Here is a 23,295-nt window from a genome sequence, read left to right as displayed (position 1 = left end):
TTAGGGTTAGAAGAGATAAAATTAGAAATTGAAATATGGGCAGCAAAATAATTTTGTACATACTCATAGATACTCCCCCCAAAACGGAGCTCATTTTGTGCTTAATGATAATACTCAAAAATCCATGAAATGCGGTCAAGGCAAGGGGGCCAGCCTTTACGGCAATTCGTGGTTTATTAAAATAATTAAAGCACCAAAAATCTAAAACACAGAATTTGAAACAGTCTCGTGCTTCTTGGTATGTAGTTTTTCTGCGTTTGCCTGTTATACCATAAATATTCAGCACATACATAAGAAAAAGATATGTGCTGTTTTATTGGAAACCGCCGAAGCATAAATCAACAATCTGAACTCCTCAGTGCACCAAAGATTTTAGTCTTAGGAGTCTTTTTGAAAGATACCTCCATTTCCAAATTCAAACTTCCCCATTGCTCCTATCTCGAAATGCTTCTTTGCAATACCTAAATCAATTAAATCCATTGAATAGTCATTCACAATTTGAGCACTTAAAATGTTGTTCTCATACTTAAACGTTACTTTTTGTGTGTTTTTGGCACTTGGTGCAAATAGTACAGCTTTCATTCCGTTTTGTACCCATTGAGGCAAAGGCTGATTGCTTATGATTCGTTCTTCCATACTCTTTACTTTTCTATGTGTAGCTGACCGTACCATTTTTTCTGTCAGTGAAGGAGCTGCCACTTTGCCTACTACCACAACACAAGCCAATTCCTCGTCACTATTAATAGCTAATTCATCCTTATCAAAAGTGCCTCCAACCCAACATGTTCCAAGACCTAAATCAGTTATAGCAAGAACTAAATCTTCTCCGTAATATCCGATTTTTTCCTTCAAATCCTTATCGCTTTTCTTGCCTTTCATCAATATCAGAGAACGGACATTGGTAAATAACCCATAGCTTTTTCTTAACTTCCCAAAGGCACTGCTTCCATCCTCCATGAATGCCATGGTTAAACCGGATGCTTCATTTAATTGATTAATAAGAGAAATAATATTTTCTTTTTCCCAATCTGTAATCGGTTCCTTTTCAAACTTTCTCCGTGAAACTCTATTTTCTATTGCACTGCCCATGAAATTACCTCCGACTATTCTTATTTATTTGCCTTAATATTTTCTTTTATTTTAGTGGTAGTAATTGGAAATAATCGATACCAATTCAGCGTTTTCTTGCTTGAGAATGTCGGAGGCATTTTCTCCTGCAACTTTTGGTAAGTGCTTTCTTTCCCCTTTTTTCGTTGGCTTAGGCGGTGCAGGCTCTCCTTCCAAAATGTAGAGCACCAACATTCTGTCAGATGGATTTATCTGCTTAACAGCTTCTTTCACTGTCGGATATATATTTTCTGCTAATAATCTCTGCATAACTCTAAACTGTCCGAATAGCCGTCCTTTTTCCGGGACATTCTTTAGATTTGAAAGTAAAAACACAATTCCGTTTATTCTATAAAAACATGCTATATTTACAATAATATCCACAACTTGCTCCATCCACGAAAGTTCAAAACACCAATCATCTAACATATTTATAAACGATAAAATATCATTAAGCGAAAATTGCTGAGGATTATTTAAGAAATCATCTTCTATGTCCCAAAAGTCTTGAAGGGTATCCATATCCTTTCCCTCTTCATCAAAAATTTCCACTTCCTCCCTATGTACACCATTGAGAAAGTCCATTTTTTCTTTTAAAGACATGGTTTTATATGTACCGGCTTTATAATCTCTTAATTTTTCATAATCAATATCTTTCATTTAATAATCTCCTGTTCCGATTTGCTGAATTATGAGAACATACTTTTAAAACTACATGACATGTAAATCTAAAAAAACTAAAGTTATATGATTCTCATCAATTTTCTTGATATAGAATCTGGCTGTTAAATCGCTCAACTCCCCATTTAGAGGAACATCATCATAATGCACCATACCTAACAAACTTTCATCTTTGAAGTTCCAGTCAGTGCTTGCTTCAATGCTATTTATTATTTTATCTTTCTCTTTATTGACGAAAATCGAAGTAATTTTATAATTTACAGAACCAAACATATCTTTTATTTCTTCTCGAGTATGGCTTTTTTCTTAATCAACTGCGTAACAAGAATTGAGATTAACAAGTATACCAACACCACAATAATCTCAAATACAAGACCAGAGTATGAACGAGGATACAGCATCATTGCTACATTCGCCAGTAGTCTAATAGGAAAATATGCTGCAAGCCAAAAGGCAATAACATAGAATTTGTAGTAGTATTTCTTTGCACTTTCCGACTCAGGTGCAATTTTACGATATCTATATCCAAATTCAAAGCCGACAACTGCAGCGATACTAAGCATCGTTCCAGCTAAAGAGAAAATGGCATTTTGAAGGACAAAGCAAGCAATCAACTGATGAAATAAAATCATAACATTTAGACCCGTTAGAAGAATAAATGATAACTGTCGATTGGCTTCGGCCTTTGTTGTGATTTCGGTTTCTTTCACAACCGGTACATCACGGTCACTTTCATAATCATCATTCAACAGGTAATCAGTCGTAACACCAAAGAGCTTACTTAATTGCAACACATTAGGTGTGTCAGGCTGTGCTGTCCCCATTTCCCAACGAGAAATTGCCTGTCTGGAAACATTCAGCTTCTCAGCCAAGTTATCCTGGGACATACCATATGTCTTTCTAAGATTTAATATTTTATCTGCTAATTTCATATGAAATCCTCCTTCGATTTGATGATTTCATTGTAATAGAAAACTCATTCTAATGCCACCACATCAGCTTTACAATTACGCAACTTGACTTTACATTGCCCAAAACCGTGGGAATTCAGTCTATAAACACAGCGGCAAATTACTATTTATGCTCTTGTCTCAGGCTAGCGAAATCCTTCGGATTTTGCTAGTTATTCACTTCTCACTGGATTGAAGCTACATAGTTTCGTATATCTGCCCCTCTATGCTGATTATTTCATCAATGGGAATCGTAGTGCTATCCATCATAACAACGATCCGCTCATATTCGTCTATCTTTTTAACTGTACCGATAGCAGTAACATAGGTACCGCCATTCTTCTTTTCATCAGGCTGAAAATAGGTTATTGCAATTTCAAGATGCTCTTTAATCCGATCTGCAATGATTTGCAGCTTATCACTCAAAATGTCTTTCCTATATTCATCCAATTCTACCCTCTCATCAGTCAGTCTTGCAGTTTCTTTGATGGCGGCATCATATCCGGTCAATGCTGCAAAGGGAGAAAACTGAGCTGCCCGGTCAATGGCTGACATGTGTGGGCATGTGGTAGAGACATGGTGCGGTAGATGAATAATATCATTATATATCTTTGTCATGCCTTGTGCCCTCCAATCTGCTTGTTCCGATCTAACGTGGTAGCACCTTCCTCCAGATTCATACCCTTTAGAACGGCATTTTTGCCGTATTTCTTCTTTATCTCCAACATTGCTTTCTGCATCTTTTTTTCTCGTTCAAGCTCGGCTTTTTCTTCCTCTTTTTTAGCCTGCGCAGCCACATAATCCGTAAAGAGGTCAAGTTGTTCAAAGTTGTCCGCCTTTTGAACGGTTCGCTCATCAACAACATTATTCGCTGCAATATTAACTCTCCTGACCAGCAAATTTTTGTCAACGATGCGCTCAAAGAGTTCAGTAACGGCGTCCATAATCAGCTTGGTAGATGAGGTCTGCCTGCCAAGATTGGTAGTGCCATGGGCAGATTTCGGAACAGAACGTCCATAATGATCTATGGTGATTGGACCGACATATAATTTCTTTATCTTCGGATTTGTCAGATTTTCAATATCATATCCAACTGTCAAAACAAGCTGGTCGGTCACAAGCCTTTTATCCACTAAATCAAGTACCAGCAGATCGGTCATTTCACGCACAATCAGCTTCGCTTTGTCAAAGGTATAGGCACATTGCAGTACCTGCCCCGATCCAATGCTGTTTGTACTTGGCTTATATGCTTTAATATCAGCAATTGTACATGGCTCCCACCCCCACGCATGGTCTATTAACAGCTCCGCATTGATGCCAAACAGCTTGTACAATAAATCCTCATTGTAATAATCGTTGGTCTTACCGAGAGAACATCTTGCAATATCTCCCATGGTAAAGAGACCTCGTTCCTCCAGCTTTCTGGCATATCCTTTTCCAACACGCCAAAAGTCTGTTAGGGGCCGGTGTGACCACAGCAAGTGTCGGTAGTTCATTTCGTCCAATTCAGCAATCTGTACGCCATTTTGGTCCTTCGGAATATGCTTTGCCTGAATGTCCATAGCAACCTTACAAAGGTACAAGTTTGTGCCTATTCCTGCTGATGCTGTGATACCGGTGGTTTTAAGAACATCAAGAATCATTTTCGTGACAAGCTCACGGGCTGAAAGATTGTAGGTGTTCAGATAATCGGTGGCATCAATGAATACCTCGTCGATAGAGTAGACATGGATGTCTTCGGGCGCAATGTATTTCAAATAAATATTATAAATCTGCGTGCTGTACTCTATATAATGCGCCATTCTAGGCGGAGCAATTATATAGTCCAGCGCGGTTCCCGGTGAAGATTTTAATTCCGTATCGTTGAAGGAAGTACCAGAAAAGGCCCGCCCTGGTGCTTTTTGTAACCGTGCCGAATTTACTTCCCTGACTTTCTGCACGACCTCAAACAGTCTTGGTCTACCGGAAATACCATATGCTTTGAGAGAGGGAGAAACGGCGAGACAAATAGTTTTTTCGGTGCGGCTTGCATCAGCAACAACTAGGTTCGTGGTTAGGGGATCAAGCCCTCGTTCCATACACTCAACCGAAGCGTAGAAAGATTTTAAATCAATCGCAAAATAAGTTCTGTTCTTCATATTTATTTTCCGGTGGCCTCCCTAAAATGTGTCACTCATCCGGTTCTTCAGTTCCCGCTTTACTAACTCCAAATTGCTGTCAGACAGAAGCGGTATCAGCGTTTGAATTTCATAGACAGGTTTATCCCACCATTTGAATTCTTCCAGCAAGCCGATAAGTTCGTCGTCAAAGCGTTTACGTATCGGCTTTGCCGGGTTGCCTGCAACAATGGTGTAGGGCTCGACATCGCCTCCTACCACGCTGTTAAGCCCAATTATCGCGCCATCTCCTATGTGAACACCTGGCAGAATCGTTGCATTTTGTCCGAGCCACACATCGTTACCAATAATCGTATCGCCCTTAACAGGCATTTCGGAAAGTGACGGCGTATCCTGCTCCCAGTTTTCAAGGATATAGAACGGAAATGTGCTGACGGCGTTCATCATATGATTCGCACCATTCATGATAAAAGTCACGCCCTCGGCAATCTGGCAGAACTTCCCGATAATTAGTTTGTCGCCATAGAACTCATAGTGGTGCGTGACCTGCGCTTCAAAGTTCTCGCCGCTGTAATATGTGAAATCACCCACCTCGATGTTGGGGCGGGTAATCGTCGGTTTGACGTATGTGACGGAAAAGCCCGGCACTGGGTGTATTACGCTTGAATCTGGTAATTTATCCATTGATGTTAGCTCCTTTCAAATTCTCTATTTATAAGGCATTACACCCTTTTCCATTAAATTTGTGGCAGTTAGATCTGTACTGCTGTTGCAAGCTGTTAAAGTCAGCATTAGTGCAGGCAGTAAAGCTGTTTTTTCATGTAAAACACCTCCTAATGAATTATCTCAAAAATAAACTCACAAGGTTTTTGCCCCTTACTGTTAATTGGAGATGAAACAATTTCTTTTGTTTTCAGCACAACACCCAGTTGCAGCTGTAAGTGGCGCCGAAATGAGCCGGCACAACAAAAACAATAAGAAAGCGGCATAGCGCGATCATCAGCATCGTCTGTAAGATCAGAAACCATCGTGCCCTTTTTCACGGCTGCGGAACAGACGCATTTGTATTTTTCACTTCCTTTGTATGAAAGAGTTCCTGTCAATAAATTGTTCCCGTTGAGAATAATTTTTTCTGAATCAAAAATGTTGCTATTCAGATGATTTACCTTTTCATCTAATGATTTACCAGTTAGGTCTTTTCCAATCTTTTTACATTGTTTTAAAAATTCCTGTCCGCCTCCACAAGCGCATGAATCTAAAATCTCTTGCATCATATCGGAATCAAGCAATTTCTCCATTCGCGCAATAATATCTACCAAATCTTCGTTGCCGATGATTTCTTTTATTGTTTTTTCATCAATATTATTTAACAACAACTTCTTTTTAATTCCATAAACTCTTGCCATTTTTTACTTTTCCCCCTTCAGTTTAATTGGCACTCTGCCTGGTTCCTGTCACCATATATGGCATATACTTTTTGAGTAATTTCCTGCAAATAATTTGTAAAGTCATATTCATTTTGAATTGATTCAAATAGTTCTGGTGTATAAAACTTCCTTTCCTCCTGAAGCATTGTTATGATACTTCATCCATATGTTCTGGAGTCATCAGATTCCTATAAAACTCATTAGCTGGTTTTAAATTCGTATCCAAATAAATTAACTTACCAAACTTCATTTTATATTTTACTGCTAATTGTAATGCAATAATCCCACCAAGGCTATGTCCAATTACTGCCTCATAGTACTGATGCTGATAATTTTCATAGACCCATTCACTAATATCAGCTGCCTCCTTGGCTCTTAGTGTGATTTCATGCGGATATTCCGCTTTTTCCAAAAGAAAGAACAAAGATGCTTCTCTTATTATTTTACATCGTTTAAAACACCCATAAAAATCGGCATATTAAACTCGTTATCCACTATCATAAAGAAAAACGGACGATTTAGATTGACCATCTTAGGTTCTGTCAGACGGGCAGATTCCGTTTTCATCTCTACGGCGGTGACAGCACCTGCTTTTGTGCCTTTTTCGTCTACCTCAATTTTTGTTTTATGGATAACACGGCTTATAAAAATATTTCCTGCACTGGACTGCCCAAGTGAGCTGAAATCCGCAATATCCCCATCAAAAGCATCCCTTATGCCCAGTTTCTTCAATATTTCGGAAAGCTCTTTGTTATATTCAAATGCAAATTTAGGCATAAAGGTATTTACCTCTTCATTGCTTTGTTTTTTTATGGCATCAATTAGCGTTTTGCCATCTATTGAGGCCATAAAATCCGATATTGCAAGTCCCCCGTCAGGTAATAATGCCACAAAGGAATATTTATTATCTGCATAAGGCTTTGAAAATCCGATGGCATTCGGTACCTCAATATAGCCATATTCGGTACTGTGCATAAAATCAACCATCTTTTTATCGCCGCTCTTTGCAGTAAACTCCCCATCACTTATCGAGGAGTCCTTGTAAATACTCAGCCACTCAGCATCGAAAGACAGTGCATTGATAAGGTACATTACCGCATTTTCGGGAGGCTTTTCTTCTAAAAGTTTTTTAATCTGCCCATCTGTTTTTTCATTTACCCAAGCGTTAATATCATTTTTTGTACTATCATCAAAGGGAGCTTTATAAATCTCGGCATCGTAATAATTCTTATTTGTTTGCAAAAATTCCTTCTCTACAATCAAATTTTCCTTATCCTTAAACCAAATGGAATTGGCAAGGCTTACCTTATATTTATCGGCAGTGGGGAGATAAGATTTATAGGCATAGAGATATTCGTTCAGACTACCTATATCTGTACCGAAAGCCTCCTCCATCTGGGCAAGTGTTTCCTTTTCCGCACCGTTTGCCGTCATAGATAGGGCGGAAATGATAGAGAGTGGTGAGATAAGTGTGTTTTCATCCTCGTGTATTTTCTCAAAAATATCAAGGGAAAAATCAACAATTTCCGTTGTTTTGTCAGCGCTGTTTTCCTGTAGTTTGTCAACGACGATTGGAGCAATGTCATTCTTATTAACACCTGCCATTAAATTTGTGGCAATTAGATTTGTACTGCTATTGCAAGCTGTTAATGTCAGCATTAGTGCAAGCAGTAAAGCTATTTTTTTCATATGAAACACCTCCTAGTGATTAGACGATAGTCCTTGGATAAGAGTTCCAAGTTAATCTGCCTTTGCTGCGTGGATTTGTTCATTTCTTTATTTGACAACTGCACACCTAACATCTATAATACATTTATTACATCCGTAAGATTTAGGGAGGAATTTGAAATGAGTGATTTGCCACAGATTTCTGAAGCGGAATTTGAAATTATGAAAATCGTATGGAAACATGCACCAATCAGTACAAATGAAATAACAGAGAAATTATTACAGACTACAACCTGGAGCCCTAAGACAATACAGACCCTGATTAAACGTCTTGTAACCAAAGGCGTTCTGTCCTATGAAAAACAGAGCCGTGTATTTGTTTATACCCCGATGGTGAAAGAAAACGAATATATTGGTCAGGAAAGCAATTCTTTTCTGGAGCGTTATTATGATGGGGATATCACTGCCATGCTGTCTGCGTACATAGAAAACGACAAACTGTCTGAAACAGAAATAGAACACTTACGTTCCCTTCTTTCCAAGAGGTCAAAAAAAGGAGGCAATTAACATGGCTAATTTTATGATACGCTTTTTAATATGCAATGTTTTTATCAGTGGTATCATCGGAATTCTTTTGATCGTCAAACAGATATTCAGAAGCAACCTGTCAAGCCGGATGCAGTATGATTTATGGTTTCTACTACTTGGATTATTGGTGGTTCCCTTTATACCGTTCCGTCCAATCGGATTTCCGCAGATATTTTTATGGCTTGGAAACCTGAGAAATTCTCCTGTGTCCAATACCGGAACTGTTATGGAAAAAGCTGTGGGTATAAATCCAACCGAAACAGCAACTTGGATGAATGATTTTACCCTTTCCATGAACAGCGAAACACCATCCGTTACCGGGTTCATATTATTGGGGATATGGATTGTGGGCATTCTTGGGATGATTGTATTAGTAATAAGATCATCGCTCCGTTTGCACACCTTGGAGAAATCTGCACTTCCTCTTCAGAATCAGGAGATTCACAGATTGTATCATCACTGTTTGAAAGAAATGGGGATAGCAAAAGAGATTTCTATCTACAGTACCGCTTTTTTGAAATCCCCTATTATCGTGGGCATTCTGAAACCCTGTATTTATTTGCCGATTCATTTAATATCAGATTATAAGGAATCGGATATGCGGTATATGCTCTTGCATGAACTGCAGCACTATAAACACAAGGATGCTCTTGCCAGTTATCTGATGAACCTGACTGGAATCCTATATTGGTTTAATCCCCTTGTCTGGTATGCTCTGAAAGAAATGCGTAATGACAGAGAGGTAGCCTGTGACACTTCCGTTTTAAAGATGCTTGAAGAAGATTCTTACACGGATTATGGTAATACATTGATTAACTTTGCAGAGAAAGTATCACTTACTCCTTTTCCATTCGCTGCCGGTCTTGGTGGGAATATGAAACAGCTAAAGCGGCGTATTATTAACATCGCCTCCTATGAGAAACCGACATTTTTCAAAAGACTAAAAGGCATGACTGCTTTTATGCTGACTGCTGTTCTTCTTCTGGGGCTTGCACCAATCTTATCTACATACGCAGCAGATATCAGCCATTACCAATGGAAAGCCTTTTCTCAGAATATCTCCTATGTGGATCTTTCCACATATTTTGGAGAATATGAAGGAAGTTTTGTTTTATATGATTTGGAAAATGACGCTTGGAGCATACACGATATAGAGGATGCTACTCTGCGAGTTGCACCAAACTCCACCTACAAAATATACGATGCTTTGCTTGGATTAGAAAAAGGTGTCATTACGCCAGATGACTCCTTAATAGCATGGAATGGGGAGACCTATCCATTCGAAACATGGAACGCTGATCAGACCTTACAGTCTGCAATGTATTCCTCCGTAAACTGGTATTTCCAGGCAATAGACGAACAACTTGGGGCAGCCTCTGTTTCTAACTATATTCAAGAAATTGAATATGGCAATAAAAATATGAGTGGCGATTTATCCACCTATTGGCTGGAATCATCGTTGAAGATTTCCCCAGTAGAGCAGGTCGAACTATTGATGAAACTGCATACTAATAACTTCGGCTTCACCCCAAAAAACATCAATGCAGTAAAAGACTCCATCTGCCTTTCTTCTTCCAAAACCGGAACCTTTTATGGAAAGACAGGCACCGGACGTGTGGATGGTCATGATACGAATGGATGGTTTGTGGGATATATAGAAACTGCTGACAACACATACTTTTTTGCCACAAATATCAAAGCTGATGGCAATGCTTCTGGACTCAATGCTTCTGAAATCACATTAGAAATTCTCTCTGACCTGAATATCTGGAAATAACAAAATCGGGTAAATGGCCAATACACTGACCTTTACCCGATTTTTTTATTCTTCGTCAATCAACTTTTGTATTTCTTCCTCTATTTATAACTACTCCACACGGACACGGTATTGGTAATCCGGGATGTCCTTAATTCCATCATTCAGAATTACATTACCCAAATACCTAAAGCTGCCATCATCAGCAAACCGCACTGTAAGTTCATGGGTAATAACTGCGTCATCACAGATAACCATATCGCATACAGCCTCTACCGTTAATGTAATAGTTCCATCTTCATTTTCTTTTATATCAGTAACCTCCGCTAAAGAAGTTCCAAAAAAAGTAGGTGCATAATTGAAGCAGCCTAATCGTACCCACTCATAAGTCTGGTTTTCTTCATCAAATACAGCATATTCTCGTATCTGCTCTGCTGTTACCGGAAGATACTCCATTATCAAACTCTCAAAGTCTTCTCCCGGTATTCCATTTGGATAATCCTCAGAATTAAACTTTCCCTGATATTTCATCTCATACAGATATTCATACATTCCATTGTAATCTAATTCTTCCACATGTTCTGTGTCCCAATTGGAACATAAGAGATTATTTCCCTGATATCCTAATCCTCTTACACATCTTTCAGACATTTCCTGTTGCTCTTCAGTCATCGGTTTTATTCTGACCAAACAGCTTCCATTAACAATTTCACTGACTTCTGATGGTTCTGGAACGCACAATTCATAGCAGAACCAGCCTTTATCAGTGTATTTCCATTCATTAATTCTGGTATAGGAAACATATGCCATTCCTTGACTATTCTCCTCATTCCATACTGATCTTGCACCTAAAACATACATATCCGTTCCATCAAAAATGTATTTCATTCTTCCTATGCCACCATCATTATATAACTCGTAAACTACTACCGAACCGCTTTTTCCTTTCATACATTTTTCAAAGAAACTATTCACACCCTCATAATTTTCCATATTAGAATATGCCACCATTGCAGTAACCGGATATCCCAGTTCTTTGATTTTATTCTGCATCTCAAAAACCGTTTCATCCGAAAGAGCAACATTGGACGCTTCCCCCTTGTCTGCATTTTCATAAATATCAAAAATGAGTTCCATCATTTTTTTACAGTCATCTTCCGCTTCTTCTCTTTCACTATCATCTACCGGAAGGTCATAACCTTTTTCCCATTGTACTGCTGCTTCCTCTTCTGCACTTTTCATTTCTTCCGTAGAAACAGCTTCTCCAGCATCTTCCACAAGAGGCTCTTCTAAAATTTCATTTTTTTTTCTGCAAGCACACATTAAACAGCCAAGCAGTAACACCATGATCAGCAGCATACATTTTTTCTTTAATACCATAACATCCTCCTTCCGTTCTTGCTATTGGTGGTAGCTCCGGTTCTTTAAGAAGGAAAATCCAAATTTTCTAATAAACCGTTTCACATCTTCCATCATTCGTATCCTCCATATACCTCTTCCCATTCTTCCTTTGTCAAACGTGGTGTGTGCCATGTTTCCGCATAATTGTTTTCAGAAGGAATAATCCGGTTAGATACATACTGCACCCCTCCATCCTCTAAAGGACGAACCACAACCTGGTGGGCATACACTTTGGAAATTCCCGCATAAGGAAATACTGCATGAACCATAAGCGTTATTGTTCCATCACTGTTTTCTGTAAACCCGACTACTTCTGAATATGGATACTCAGGATACTCTGCTTCGTAGAATCCTCTCTGCTTATATTCATAGGCTGCTTCCTCTGAATAATAGGTTGTTTTGGACTGTAGTGTCTCACTGTCGATATTGAAGTATGCCATAATAACACTTTCAAATTCATCCTCTGGTATTCGATAAACCGCACCGGCTCCTAAATTATCATCTGTGACATAGGGAACGGGTTGTTCATTTATTTTCGGATAGAAGATGTCATATAAATCGTAAAAATTTAATTCTCCAAAATCCTCTTCACTCCAATCTACAAGGAACATATTATTGCGTTCATAACCAATGGGAAGGAGATACTTTCGATTCAGTTCCCTGCATTTCTCATCTAATGGCTGCACCCGAAATGCAGTATGTTCCTCTGCCCCGCTTAAAGTAAGAACATATAGTTCTTCCGAAAAGCAAACTCCTGAAAACATTAAATATCCGTCTTCCGTATAGTTCCAGTCGTCAGCAGTGTAAGTACCTGTAAATATTTTCTGCATATCCTCATTTTCATATTCGTAATAGCTTTTGACCACATCCACATTGCCATCTTTCGTTTGTAAGTCATATATTACAAATGCATCTAAATTAATGACTTCTATGATTGTAAGTTTATCTTCTTTCTTCGCATCTACCTTTTCACAGAATCGGATTACCTGCTCCGTACAGACCATATCAACTTGGCTTCTGCTATCAACCGCTGGATATCCTTTTTCTCCAAACCGACTTACAATACTGCGTATCATTTCCAAATCAGACCATGTTTTTTCTGCTGCAAATTTTTTATAAAGATCTCTGTAGATTTTTACAATTTTCTCTTCTTCCTCTGGATTACTCTGTGGGGAAATTGGTACTTCACTTTTATTTTCTATAATTTGTGTTTTCATTTGGGGTGCATCGCTGCACCCCGAAACATTTAGCAATAACATAGCGTTAATTGCTATTAAACTAATCTTCCAAAACCTGTTTGTCTTATTCCACAACATAACCGCTTTCTCCTCTTCCTTTTACGTCTTCTATCATACTGGCAATCATAATCGACCGCTCTACCGTATCCTCTGCAGTAAAAATAGCAAACCATCTCTAATTCCCTACCGGATGTATCTTCTTTGGATGCCTTAATCTCTGCAGTACCTCCTATTCGCCTGTGTTATGGAAACCCCAACTTTATCTGATGCATTCAGTTCCAGGAAGATCAGTGAATCCTGCCATATCAGCTTATAACCATCTCCCCCTTAAGAAAAAATGCTTCATTTTCAAAACTGATATTTCCAGCATCCGTATCAAAGGATGTCTGATATTATATTTTTAAAGTTCAGCGATTCTCTCCTACTAGATATTACATTTGTAAGATTTAAGAACAAAAAAATAACTCTTAGTACTTGCTGCACTTGCATAAATATTACACCCGTAATATTTGTAAGTCAAGTTAATATAAAAGGCTTCTACTAAAAAGTATCATACTTTTCCGAAAAAAGCGATACATTTTAGCAAAAGCCCATTATTCAGCAGAGCTTCTCTCCACCCCACTGCCATATCATTCAGTTTGTTTAACTATTTAAATGTAAAGGTTAACTTTACCGGTTGATGATCTGAATATTGAAATTCTGTAGGTATAACATTTACATTCTCTACTTGTATATTATTAGATACAATAAATCCATCAATGATATACATTTGTGAATTTTCATAGGAGCCCGTATATGGTTCATTTAACAGACGACATGTAGGGATACTATCATCCACTGCAATTGAAAATGTATCTGGTATATCCTTCTTTGTAATAATTCCAGGCATCCAATTTTCCTGTTCTAATATTGGATATTGCTTATATCCTTCAAACATTTGATTAAAATCTCCACCTGCAATAACATAATTACCTTTTTCATATTCTTTTTCAAGGATATCCGCCAGCATTTTACTTTGCGCAATCTTTCCTTCTCCACTGTCATAAGCTTCCAGATGTAAATTAAATAATACAAGCTCTTTCTCTGTACCCTCTATTGGGATTCTAGTCTCAAGAAGAGCACGTTTTAGATTACATATCTTAAGGGGCCAGCGGAAAGATTCAGGAAGTGAAATTCGTGAAGCCGAATTTACTTCTAAATCTGTTAAAGTAACTAATCCTGCTTCTACATGTCCAATTGTCGGAATGGGATAGGGTATATAATCACACTTGAAGTTATAAGAAAACATGCCCGGCATTTGTAAAGCTTTTTCTAAGTACTGCATTTCATTTATATGATAAGAACGTTTGGAATCTATATCAACTTCTTGAAGAAAATAAATATCCGCAGGATTACTCTTCATGACATTTGCATTTCCTAATAAATTTTCTTCTACAACTCCCTTATTGTCTGGCCTTACTTTTCTTCCTCCATCCATAAAAAAGTCCTCTGTGCTGCCTAAAGCGGAATAACCTATATTATATGTAATAACTGTTAATTCCGTATCTTTATTTATTTTCTTATCTCCCCTTGATGTGGAAAGTGTCTCCACGGCAGAAGGACGATATTCACGTATGGTAAGAAATGCAATGCCTCCCGCAGATAACCCTAAAAGTATGACGATGATTACAGCACAACATTTTGCAATTCGTTTGATTCTTTTCATAATCTTTTTCTCCTTCTTAATGTCCATATATTTTCCTTTCCGATATATTTATTTTCAGTTCATTCACCCAAACCAATAATTATACGGTATTGAACACCGTCGGATGGATTATGGTAAATAATTCAGGGTTAGTAAAGCAAAAAGAACCCTCCAGCGTGAAGAAAAATAATATGCCTCCCTGTAATAAACCACTTAAATGTAAAAAACCGTTTATTACAAGGAGAAGCATATTTTTATGGAAAAAAGTACACTAATGTTGCCTTTATTTCAAATTAAGCCATTCTATTACATCCTTCATAACTTCATCTTTATTAATTTCATTCAGCATTTCATGCCTGCCGTCAGGATATAACTTCAAAGTAACGTCCTGTATACCTGCTTTTTTATAGGCATTATAAAGCTTCCTGACACCTTTTCCGGCACCGCCGACAGGATCTTTGTCTCCGGAAAAGATATAGATGGGCAGTTCTTTAGGTATCAAGACAATATTTTTTGTCTTATCAATTTCTTTCAGACCTTTCATAAAATCATAGAAGAATCCCGCAGAAAAGACTCCTCCACAGTATGGATCCTTTACATATTTATCAACTTCGTCCTTATCTCTGCTTAACCAGTCAAATTCAGTACGGTTCGGTTTAAAAGCATTATTAAAACTTCCGAAGGAAAGCTGGTTCATTTTCTCGCTTTTTGCTTTTCTGCCATTCTTTTTCACTTCTCTGCTGGCAGCAAGAAATCCAAAGTTATGTAAAAGTGCTGCTCTTCCACTGGAACCAGAAAGAATTGCCCCCTTTAATTCCCTGCCAAACAGCATAATATACCTCTGAGTAGCAAAGGAACCCATGCTGTGACCAAATAAAAATACCGGTAGATTAGAATGATCCTTTTTTATTATGGTTGTTAACTGGTGCATGTCTTTCACTAACCAGTCAAAACCATCTGCTTCAGCCAGATATCCAATGTCTTCAAGGCTTCCTGCTGTTTTTCCATGTCCCCGGTGATCATTGGCATAAACAATATACCCATTCTTTGTTAGCAAATCAGCAAACCCTTCATATCTAAATGCAGTCTCAGCCATTCCATGGGCGATTTGAACAGCACCCTTGATTTTTGTACCGGGATCAGGACTCCACTTATAGACAAAAACATTTGCTCCGTCACCTGATTGAAAACTAAACTTTTCTGATAGCATATGATACCCTCTCCTTACCTTCAATGTAATAAGCCCTAAGAGCAGGACAAACTATTGAGCTGGCTATATAACATTAGATCATGAACAAAAAAAGTGTTCTTAATCTTGGCACTCCGTTCGGAAATTGCAAGCAAGCTTACATTACCTCACTAAGTTTTTATTATATCATTAATAAAAAGCATATTCATGATCTCCAGCTCCGATCGCATGACCGAGAGTAGCTCGCATCATGCTCAATATGCTTTCATTAGATCATGAACTTAAAGCATGCTCATGATCTTGGCACTCCAATCGGTATTTTCATGCAAGCATGCAAATGCCTCATTCCGTTTTTATTATATCATGAACTTGAAGCATGTTCATGATCTTGGCACTCCAATCGGTATTTTCATGCAAGCATGCAAATACCTCATTCCGTTTTTATTATATCATATTTATATGGTTTAGCCTATTATGCTATACTCAAATTTTCTGCTATTTCTGTAAATATTACGCCAAGAGCATAAGCACCGGCATCAGGATACCCTAAACTTCTTTCTCCAACAGTTCCCGCACGTCCCATTCTCGCCACGATATTCTCTGTTGCTTTTGCACCTGCTACGGCAGCTTTGGCAGACCTTTCAAAAGCTGCTTTAAAATCAAGACCCTGCATGGCACTTTCTGTCCAGGAGTCGGCACAGGGAACCAGTGCATCAATTAATGTTTTATCACCAACAACTGCACCTCTGCCAAAAGAACGCTCTCCCGTACTTTGAATTCCCTTCACGGCTGCCTGCATTATTTCAGCAAAATCAGTGATTGACAGAGCGGTCTCCTCTCCTGCACTTTTTGCGGCTGCCCGGAAAGCAGAACCCCAAATCGGTCCTGAAGCACCGCCGCAATGTTCCATAATGATCATAGAACAAGCGTCTAAGAAGCCTCCGATGGTATCCGCTTTTGTATGAAGAATTTCCTTCCATTCTTTTTTTAACTGCTTGAAGCCCTTTGCCACACTCATGCCAAAATCGCCATCTCCGGCATGAGAATCCAGTTCACAAAAAGGCACTTCATTCTTTATAATACATTCGCTCATTTTATCAAGGATATAGAAGAGATTTTGTGCGGATAGTCTGCCATCCCGTATAACGGAATAAGAATCATCCGTTTCACATTGATAAGAAACCTCCTTGGTCTCGTCACTGGCGGCAACCCGTTCTGAATATACTGCTTTTTCAACGGGACCATCTACTTTAAAACCGGGAGCATCACATTTCCCGGAAAGTAAATCCGCAAGTTCCTCATCCAGCCTCATAATAGAAACCGAAGCTCCCAGCATATCAATGCTGGTCATATAATTTCCCACGAAGGTCCTGTTAATTTTTACATTTTTCTTCGCTAACTCCCGGGTTACCGCATTGTTAAGCAAATATAATTCCTGCAATGGAGTGCCTCCGAATCCGTTCACCAATAATGCAACCTCTTCCTCAGAGGAACCATCCACTTTCAAATCCTCCAGTAAGGCAGATACCATTCGTAAAGCCACTTCATCAGCAGTTGCAATCTGTTCCCGTTTGATGCCGGGTTCTCCGTGGATTCCCACTCCATATTCCATCTCCATTTCCCCTATATCAAAGGTTGGGGTTCCTTTTGCCGGAACCGTACAGGAGCTGAAGGCAAAACCAATACTCCTCACATTCCGTGCTGCTTTTAAAGCAGCCTTTTTTACTTCACCAAGGCTCTTTCCCTGCTCCGCGCAGGCACCTGCTATTTTATGCACCAGTACCGTACCTGCAACACCCCGGCGGCCTACCGTATATAAGCTGTCCTGAACGGCAATATCATCATCAACCTTGATATAATCTACCAAAATACCGTCTTCACTGGCCAGATATGCTGCATTTTTAAAGTTCATCATATCGCCGCTGTAATTTTTAATAATTAATAATGTCCCCTTATCACTTGCCGTTTCCTTTATAGCCTGATATACCTGGATCTGGGAAGGAGAAGCGAATACATCTCCGCATACAGCAGCATCCAGCATGCCTCTGCCGACAAAACCTGCATGAGCAGGCTCATGTCCGCTGCCACCGCCGCTGATGAGACTAACTTTATTTTTATCTATATCTTTCTTTTTGATAATTTTATATTTATCAATAAATTCAAATTCCGGATGCGCAGATACAATACCATAACACATTTCCTTCACAAAGGTTTCCGGTCTATTAATAATCTTCTTCATATCATCACCTCTATCGTCTTTTGTAAGCCTTACCCAAAGCATCAGCCGTAATAATAGCTGCCGCTACTGCTTCTTCCGTAATAGGGAAAGGCATGGAATAGATGGACTCACCCTCCGCGCAGGATTTTTTTGCCACCAGCATCAGTTCTTCCGGAGAAATGAAATCAACACCGATATCCGACAGGCAGATTGGCAGTCCTACCTTCTCGCAGAAATCCATTACCTCATTCAATTCTTCTTCCGGTGCATTTTCCAAAACCAACTGTGCAATGGTACCAAATGCAACTTTTTCACCATGAAAATACTTATGGGTGCCTTCCAGAATCGTTAATCCATTGTGAATTGCATGAGCCGCAGCAAGGCCGCCACTTTCAAATCCCAAGCCGGACAAAAGTATATTGGTTTCAATAATATTTTCCAGCGCTTCCGTTACCATGTTGTTGTCGCAGGCAGTCTTTGCTTTGTAACCATCTGCCAACAGGCTTTGATAACATAAGGCTGCCAAAGCTAATGCTGCGTTCGTTCCCTTGGCCTCTTTACAAGCTCCTTCCCGGAAACCACAGGGTAAGCCGGCATTCACATTCGCATAGGCTTTTGCAGTTGCTCTTGCCTCAAAATAGGTCGAAAGTGCATCTCCCATACCGGATACCAGAAAGCGCACCGGCGCTTTTGCAATTACTGCCGTATCAATGAGTACTACATTGGGATTCTGCTTAAAATAAGCATAATCATCAAAGGAACCGTCCGTGGTGTAGAGTACCGCGGAATGACTGGTCGGTGCATCCGTTGCCGCAATGGTGGGAACGATAATAAGGTTATCGCCTTTTGCCACACATTTCGCCGTATCAATGGCTTTACCTCCGCCTAAACCAATGGTACATGCACAGCCATTGTCTTTTGCAAGCTTTTGCAAGCGCTCTACTTCAACTCTGGAACATTCTCCACAAAATCCACTCTCCACAAAAGTAATCTTAAATTTTTCTGCCGTAGCGTCCAATTTGCTTTTCACTCTTAAAACATCCTCCGGATGTGCAATCAGAAGCGCTGATTTTCCGAATTCCTTAACAAAGTAACCAAGATTTAACAACTCATCTTCTCCCTGTACATATTTTGATGGACAAATAAATGCTTTTCTCATAAGTAACTCCTTTCATACCTTAACCATTGTTTGCAGCTTTCAAGCTCCCATACAATTCTTAAGCTTACCTGTGATACTGTTTCGATAAAAGTGAAAATATTCTTTATTTTTTCACTTTTCACAAGTGAATCAATTTTGTTTTCATCAATTATTATAATAAAATCCACTTGAAATGGCATTACACTATGCAATACAACTATAAGAATAAAAGATAGAAATATCTGGTTTTTTATATGATTTTTCAAAGCTGTTATTAATTTAACTATTATGCTTTATTTTAAAAAACCTTCTATTCTTAAGGATTCTAATACTGTTGACTGTTATCTTAAGACAATATATAATGGTGTTATGCAGCATTTAGTGCAATATTTTTCTATTCTGTCCGTTCACAAAAAAAACTAATTGGAGGAATAACATGCGGCCAAATTTTAGTGAAATTGATCAAATTGTCAATCCCGTCAAGTTTCAAAAAATTCAGGATGATATAGCCTCTGCTACGGATCTTGCTTTGATTACGGTTGATTATAAGGGAACACCCTTGACAAAGCACAGCAATTGCAGTGATTTTTGCCAAAAGGTCCGTTCTTCAAGCTATGGGACTTACTGCGAAAAATGCGATTCACACGGTGGTCTGGAAGCTGCAAGGCTTAGAAAACCCTATATCTATATCTGTCATTTTGGTTTGATTGATTTTGCCATTCCCATTATAGTAAAAGATCTGTACATAGGCGCTTTTATGGCCGGTCAGATATTATTATCTCCGCAAGACCTGGCAGATGCCCCGGAATCTATTCTTCCAGGCGTCCAAAGTAAGTGGGAATCTATTGGAGAAGACATGAAAGAAGCTTTTGATGCCTTACCTGTTATGCGCCTTGATAAAATCACCGCTCTGGCTAATATGCTGCTGCATATTGGTAATTATTGCGTTGAAGAGGCTGAATTAAAGGCTTTGCTCGCTCACCGTTCTGAAAAAGCTTCGAACGACACCTACGCTGAAGCTGGAGCGGATGACTACTTAAAACTCAATACAATCAAAAGGCGTCCTAAAAAAGGAGCTAATCAATTGATTCAGCCTGCTTTGGCTTATATGAAAAAACATCCGGAAGAAAAAATCACCCTTGAAAAAATGGCTGCCTTATGTAATATTTCCCCAAGCTATTTCAGCAAACTGTTTGCAAAAGAAAATATGGGAAATCTATCTGATTATGTCAATAAAATCAAAATAGAACTTGCAAAAGAGCTGCTTCTTAATTCCGACTGGAACATACGGACCATTGCAGCACATATAGGCTACGACGACAGCGGATATTTTATTAAAATATTTAAGAAATTTACGAATAAGACACCCCTTGAATACCGTAATGACAAAGAAAATCGAATCAGATAGCTTAGAGTCCAAAATGAAAATCCCCTGTAAGAACCGGTAATTTGCCTTAATTCTTACAGGGGATTTCAACATTAATTGCTTTTTAATTTAATAAAGATTTGCCAGAGGCGTTCCTTCCGTAATGCGGTAATCCGACAATAGCTTCCGGTAGGCAAAAACCTTGAAAATCAATCTTCCAAGGCTTTACATATTACTTATACATATCAACACCATTTACTACTTTTCCAGTGGAAGCCATCCTTCTAATAGCGGCTCGATAGGACAAAACGCATTATATCCACCCATGTTCTTTCCAATAAGCAGCGTCCTTAGGTGTACCAAATCCCGACTTTTGCATACCACCCATCATTTTGAATATGAACTTTTGACGCAATCCACGGCAAACCCTTTCGTAATTTTTCTTTGTCTTTTTTGCAATTTTCATTGCTTTTTGTTCTATTTTAAACTTTATTTTTGGTTTCACATCATCCCATTTTGAAGCTGCTACGGCCACATTAAGTCGGTATACTTTAGGAATTCCCCACCAAAATAGTTGCTTTGCTATTTGTTTTGAGGCTACACCTGCACCGGCACCAGCCGTTGTCGATACTGCAATTGCTACTTTGTTTTTCATTTCATCTAATGGACGATGACTCATCCAGCGATAAGCCATATGATCAAAAAAAGTTTTTAATTGTCCGGTCATACCCATACAGTAATTTGGGGTTTCAATAATTATTATATCTGATTGCTCAATAGCTTGAATGATAGGCTTTGTTAAACTTCGGTGTGGACATTTTTCCTCATCTTTCATAATACAAGTATAACAGCCAATGCAATTGGGTATATCATTAACAAAAAACTCATTACATTCATCATCTTCAGAAATAAGCAAGTCAAGTAATAATTGAGTTGTGTTCCATGTACTTCCATGATGTTTCTGCCCGTGTAAAGCAGTGATTTTCATTCCATTACCTCCTAACATACAGCCTTGAAAACTGACTTACATGCTTTCTTAATGTTTCCATTACTTTTGACTCTTGAGTTTCATCGTAACTTTCAAGTAGCAAAAATATAGTTGAATAGAAGTGCAATGCAATTATCCCAGGGTCAGCATCAATAAATTCACCTTGTTCGATAAGAGTTTGAAAAAGCTCTGTTTGATATTCCAATGCATCATTAATAAACATTTGCCTAAAAACATCACCCGCAACAGAATTACGATACTGCTCGGTCGTAATCATCTTACGAAACGGTGCAGCAAATTCATCTTTTGCGAAATACAGAAACAGTCCTCCTGCAATCTCTTGCAATTGTTTCTCTGATATACCAACATACTGTATAGCTGCTTCCTTGGAATTTCCACTAGGGACATTGACCATGTTGACTGTTTGCTTATAACGATTCTGCATTTCCAAGAGTAAGCTGTTAAAAATATCTTCCTTACTTGAAAAATGATTATATATTGATGCTGCTTTGATACCGACTTCAGTTGCCAGGTCACGCATCGAAACACCATCATAACCGCGTTCAGAAAAAAGCCGCAATGCTGTATGAAGTATTAAGTCTTTGGTTGTCATAAAATACACCTCACATTAAAATAATTCTTGATATTTCTATCACAAGTGTTTTTAAAATTATAGTTGCAGATAAAATAAAAAACATAGTTTTTAAATAGCCTTGTCGCCGAATAAATATTGATGAAAGAGAGCAAAATGCAATGATTGCTCCACCCAAACAGCAAAGAGTAGATTGTATGCTTTCGGCAGTAAACACTCCCGGTGCTATATTGGGATTTGTAATATTCATCACAGATAAATGATAGTTGTCACGGATTGCAGCAAATATGCATACGAGTAATCCCAAAACAAATAGTAAAGCTACCCGACGTCCCCAATGATTAATCTTTTTTTGATTGATTATTGTTTTGATTGAAAAAATTAAAACCCCAAACATAAGAATTGTTGAAATAACAGTTGCTGTATTGGTAAAAAATAAGTTTAACATAATAAGGCTCCTTCACTAACAAGTGTTAGTATTATTATAACTAACGATTGTTAGTTTGTCAATACTGCTATGACAATTAATTTTTCAGCTTAATGAAATATTAATTTATTTAATTTTCACAGGGCGATATTTACAAAAAAAGCCCGCAACTCTGTAAAAAAGCTTGCAAAGCAGATCGTTAATGAATCGCATCATCTCATCGATTCGTGTTTTCAGATTCTGTCGTGATGCCTGCGCCTGCTTCTCATCACGCAACCTTCTAATCTCCATACCAAGCTCATCACCGTTATTCTTTTGAATTAACAGTTGCCAATAGTTCTTGCTGCATTTCATGAAATTTTCAGGCAAAATCCCTTCAAAAACTGAAAGCGTGAAAAACTTAATTTCCACGCTTTCTAAAACCTTTTGCAAATTATTGATGATTAATTTATTCTTTTAATTAAAGGTTCTTACCGTAAAACTCAGTAAGTTTATCAACTGCCTGCTTTACATAATTTTTAAGCATGGCTGTTTTAGGCATTATAGAGAACGAGGAGCGTCTGGACATAACATTGAAATACTTCTGATAGTCTTTCACGCAAATGATTACTTAAATACTCTCCACCTGTCATAATAATCACAGGATTAATACGAAGACGCCCACATTTCTGTTCATCTATAAGGAGCTCCAGAATGGTTGGATACCCACCAAGCATTGCAGGCTGAAAGGCATTCAGTTCATCTACTATCATTATCTACA

24 protein-coding genes are annotated in these 23,295 nt (G+C 38.4%); 3 read left to right on the top strand and 21 right to left on the bottom strand.

The window, feature by feature from the left end; genetic code table 11:
• Window positions 1-378 precede the first annotated feature (378 nt).
• From RT261_RS04545 to RT261_RS04500, 10 genes are all read right to left on the bottom strand, one after another.
• On the bottom strand, window positions 379-1,089 hold the full coding sequence (locus RT261_RS04545) for a nitroreductase family protein (RefSeq protein WP_313129896.1): 711 nt from the start codon (window positions 1,087-1,089) through the stop codon (window positions 379-381).
• A gap of 51 nt (window positions 1,090-1,140) precedes the next feature.
• Window positions 1,141-1,767: a hypothetical protein gene (locus RT261_RS04540; RefSeq protein ID WP_313129893.1), complete on the bottom strand. Its 627-nt coding sequence runs from the start codon at window positions 1,765-1,767 to the stop codon at window positions 1,141-1,143.
• Window positions 1,768-1,818: 51 nt separating this feature from the next.
• On the bottom strand, window positions 1,819-2,061 hold the full coding sequence (locus RT261_RS04535; protein ID WP_313129891.1) for a hypothetical protein: 243 nt from the start codon (window positions 2,059-2,061) through the stop codon (window positions 1,819-1,821).
• Between the two features lie 5 nt (window positions 2,062-2,066).
• On the bottom strand, window positions 2,067-2,720 hold the full coding sequence (locus tag RT261_RS04530; protein ID WP_313129888.1) for a helix-turn-helix domain-containing protein: 654 nt from the start codon (window positions 2,718-2,720) through the stop codon (window positions 2,067-2,069).
• Between the two features lie 216 nt (window positions 2,721-2,936).
• The gene (locus RT261_RS04525; RefSeq protein WP_313129886.1) at window positions 2,937-3,356 is read right to left on the bottom strand and encodes a hypothetical protein; all 420 of its coding nucleotides are present in this window, start codon (window positions 3,354-3,356) and stop codon (window positions 2,937-2,939) included.
• Window positions 3,353-4,876 carry a Y-family DNA polymerase gene (locus RT261_RS04520; RefSeq protein WP_313129884.1) on the bottom strand — a complete coding sequence of 508 codons (1,524 nt, stop codon included), beginning with the start codon at window positions 4,874-4,876 and terminating at the stop codon, window positions 3,353-3,355. The genes RT261_RS04525 and RT261_RS04520 overlap by 4 nt, the downstream gene beginning before the upstream one ends.
• Window positions 4,877-4,897: 21 nt before the next feature.
• On the bottom strand, window positions 4,898-5,539 hold the full coding sequence (locus RT261_RS04515) for a CatB-related O-acetyltransferase (protein WP_313129882.1): 642 nt from the start codon (window positions 5,537-5,539) through the stop codon (window positions 4,898-4,900).
• A 149-nt stretch (window positions 5,540-5,688) separates the two neighbouring features.
• On the bottom strand, window positions 5,689-6,261 hold the full coding sequence (locus RT261_RS04510; protein WP_313129879.1) for a hypothetical protein: 573 nt from the start codon (window positions 6,259-6,261) through the stop codon (window positions 5,689-5,691).
• Window positions 6,262-6,430: 169 nt separating this feature from the next.
• Window positions 6,431-6,694, bottom strand: a complete 264-nt coding sequence (locus tag RT261_RS04505) for an alpha/beta fold hydrolase (protein WP_313129876.1) — start codon at window positions 6,692-6,694, stop codon at window positions 6,431-6,433.
• Window positions 6,695-6,720: 26 nt separating this feature from the next.
• Entirely contained in the window at window positions 6,721-7,971 is a 1,251-nt protein-coding gene (locus RT261_RS04500; RefSeq protein ID WP_313129874.1) for a serpin family protein, read from the bottom strand.
• Window positions 7,972-8,130: 159 nt separating this feature from the next.
• Here RT261_RS04500 and RT261_RS04495 point away from each other — a divergent pair, with 159 nt between their 5' ends.
• Together RT261_RS04495 and RT261_RS04490 are read left to right on the top strand one after the other, a co-directional pair.
• Complete coding sequence (locus RT261_RS04495; protein ID WP_313129870.1) at window positions 8,131-8,517, top strand: BlaI/MecI/CopY family transcriptional regulator; 387 nt, start codon at window positions 8,131-8,133, stop codon at window positions 8,515-8,517.
• A gap of 1 nt (window position 8,518) precedes the next feature.
• Window positions 8,519-10,315, top strand: a complete 1,797-nt coding sequence (locus RT261_RS04490; RefSeq protein ID WP_313129868.1) for a BlaR1 family beta-lactam sensor/signal transducer — start codon at window positions 8,519-8,521, stop codon at window positions 10,313-10,315.
• A 90-nt stretch (window positions 10,316-10,405) separates the two neighbouring features.
• Here the strand turns inward: RT261_RS04490 and RT261_RS04485 are convergent, their stop codons facing one another.
• From RT261_RS04485 to RT261_RS04460, 6 genes are all read right to left on the bottom strand, one after another.
• On the bottom strand, window positions 10,406-11,674 hold the full coding sequence (locus RT261_RS04485; protein ID WP_313129865.1) for a DUF6070 family protein: 1,269 nt from the start codon (window positions 11,672-11,674) through the stop codon (window positions 10,406-10,408).
• A gap of 92 nt (window positions 11,675-11,766) precedes the next feature.
• Window positions 11,767-13,011 carry a DUF6070 family protein gene (locus RT261_RS04480; protein ID WP_313129863.1) on the bottom strand — a complete coding sequence of 415 codons (1,245 nt, stop codon included), beginning with the start codon at window positions 13,009-13,011 and terminating at the stop codon, window positions 11,767-11,769.
• A gap of 568 nt (window positions 13,012-13,579) precedes the next feature.
• Entirely contained in the window at window positions 13,580-14,638 is a 1,059-nt protein-coding gene (locus RT261_RS04475; RefSeq protein WP_313129861.1) for an endonuclease/exonuclease/phosphatase family protein, read from the bottom strand.
• Between the two features lie 262 nt (window positions 14,639-14,900).
• Window positions 14,901-15,827, bottom strand: coding sequence for an alpha/beta hydrolase (locus RT261_RS04470; protein ID WP_313129860.1), 927 nt, complete (start codon window positions 15,825-15,827; stop codon window positions 14,901-14,903).
• A gap of 451 nt (window positions 15,828-16,278) precedes the next feature.
• Window positions 16,279-18,045, bottom strand: a complete 1,767-nt coding sequence (gene dhaK / locus RT261_RS04465) for a dihydroxyacetone kinase subunit DhaK (protein WP_313129858.1) — start codon at window positions 18,043-18,045, stop codon at window positions 16,279-16,281.
• A 10-nt stretch (window positions 18,046-18,055) separates the two neighbouring features.
• Window positions 18,056-19,183 carry a glycerol dehydrogenase gene (locus RT261_RS04460; protein ID WP_313129855.1) on the bottom strand — a complete coding sequence of 376 codons (1,128 nt, stop codon included), beginning with the start codon at window positions 19,181-19,183 and terminating at the stop codon, window positions 18,056-18,058.
• 415 nt (window positions 19,184-19,598) lie between these two features.
• Between RT261_RS04460 and RT261_RS04455 the strand changes: the two genes are divergently transcribed.
• Window positions 19,599-20,570 carry a PocR ligand-binding domain-containing protein gene (locus tag RT261_RS04455; protein ID WP_313129852.1) on the top strand — a complete coding sequence of 324 codons (972 nt, stop codon included), beginning with the start codon at window positions 19,599-19,601 and terminating at the stop codon, window positions 20,568-20,570.
• Window positions 20,571-20,841: 271 nt separating this feature from the next.
• On the opposite strand, the gene RT261_RS04450 is transcribed toward RT261_RS04455, so the two are convergent.
• From RT261_RS04450 to RT261_RS04430, 5 genes are all read right to left on the bottom strand, one after another.
• Entirely contained in the window at window positions 20,842-21,516 is a 675-nt protein-coding gene (locus RT261_RS04450) for a flavodoxin family protein (protein ID WP_313129849.1), read from the bottom strand.
• 4 nt (window positions 21,517-21,520) lie between these two features.
• On the bottom strand, window positions 21,521-22,129 hold the full coding sequence (locus tag RT261_RS04445; RefSeq protein ID WP_313129847.1) for a TetR/AcrR family transcriptional regulator: 609 nt from the start codon (window positions 22,127-22,129) through the stop codon (window positions 21,521-21,523).
• Window positions 22,130-22,139: 10 nt separating this feature from the next.
• Window positions 22,140-22,556: a hypothetical protein gene (locus RT261_RS04440; RefSeq protein WP_313129844.1), complete on the bottom strand. Its 417-nt coding sequence runs from the start codon at window positions 22,554-22,556 to the stop codon at window positions 22,140-22,142.
• Window positions 22,557-22,661: 105 nt separating this feature from the next.
• A complete protein-coding gene (locus RT261_RS04435; protein ID WP_313129842.1) occupies window positions 22,662-22,967 on the bottom strand; it encodes a hypothetical protein in 306 nt (101 codons plus the stop codon).
• Window positions 22,968-23,068: 101 nt separating this feature from the next.
• Window positions 23,069-23,287: a hypothetical protein gene (locus RT261_RS04430; protein ID WP_313129840.1), complete on the bottom strand. Its 219-nt coding sequence runs from the start codon at window positions 23,285-23,287 to the stop codon at window positions 23,069-23,071.
• Window positions 23,288-23,295 lie beyond the last annotated feature (8 nt).

The sequence above is a fragment of the Anaerocolumna sp. genome (assembly GCF_032079385.1).
Classification (GTDB): Bacteria; Bacillota; Clostridia; order Lachnospirales; family Lachnospiraceae; genus Anaerocolumna.
The sequence above is the reverse complement of the archived record's forward strand: the minus strand, read 5'-3'. Positions and strand labels throughout refer to the sequence as shown.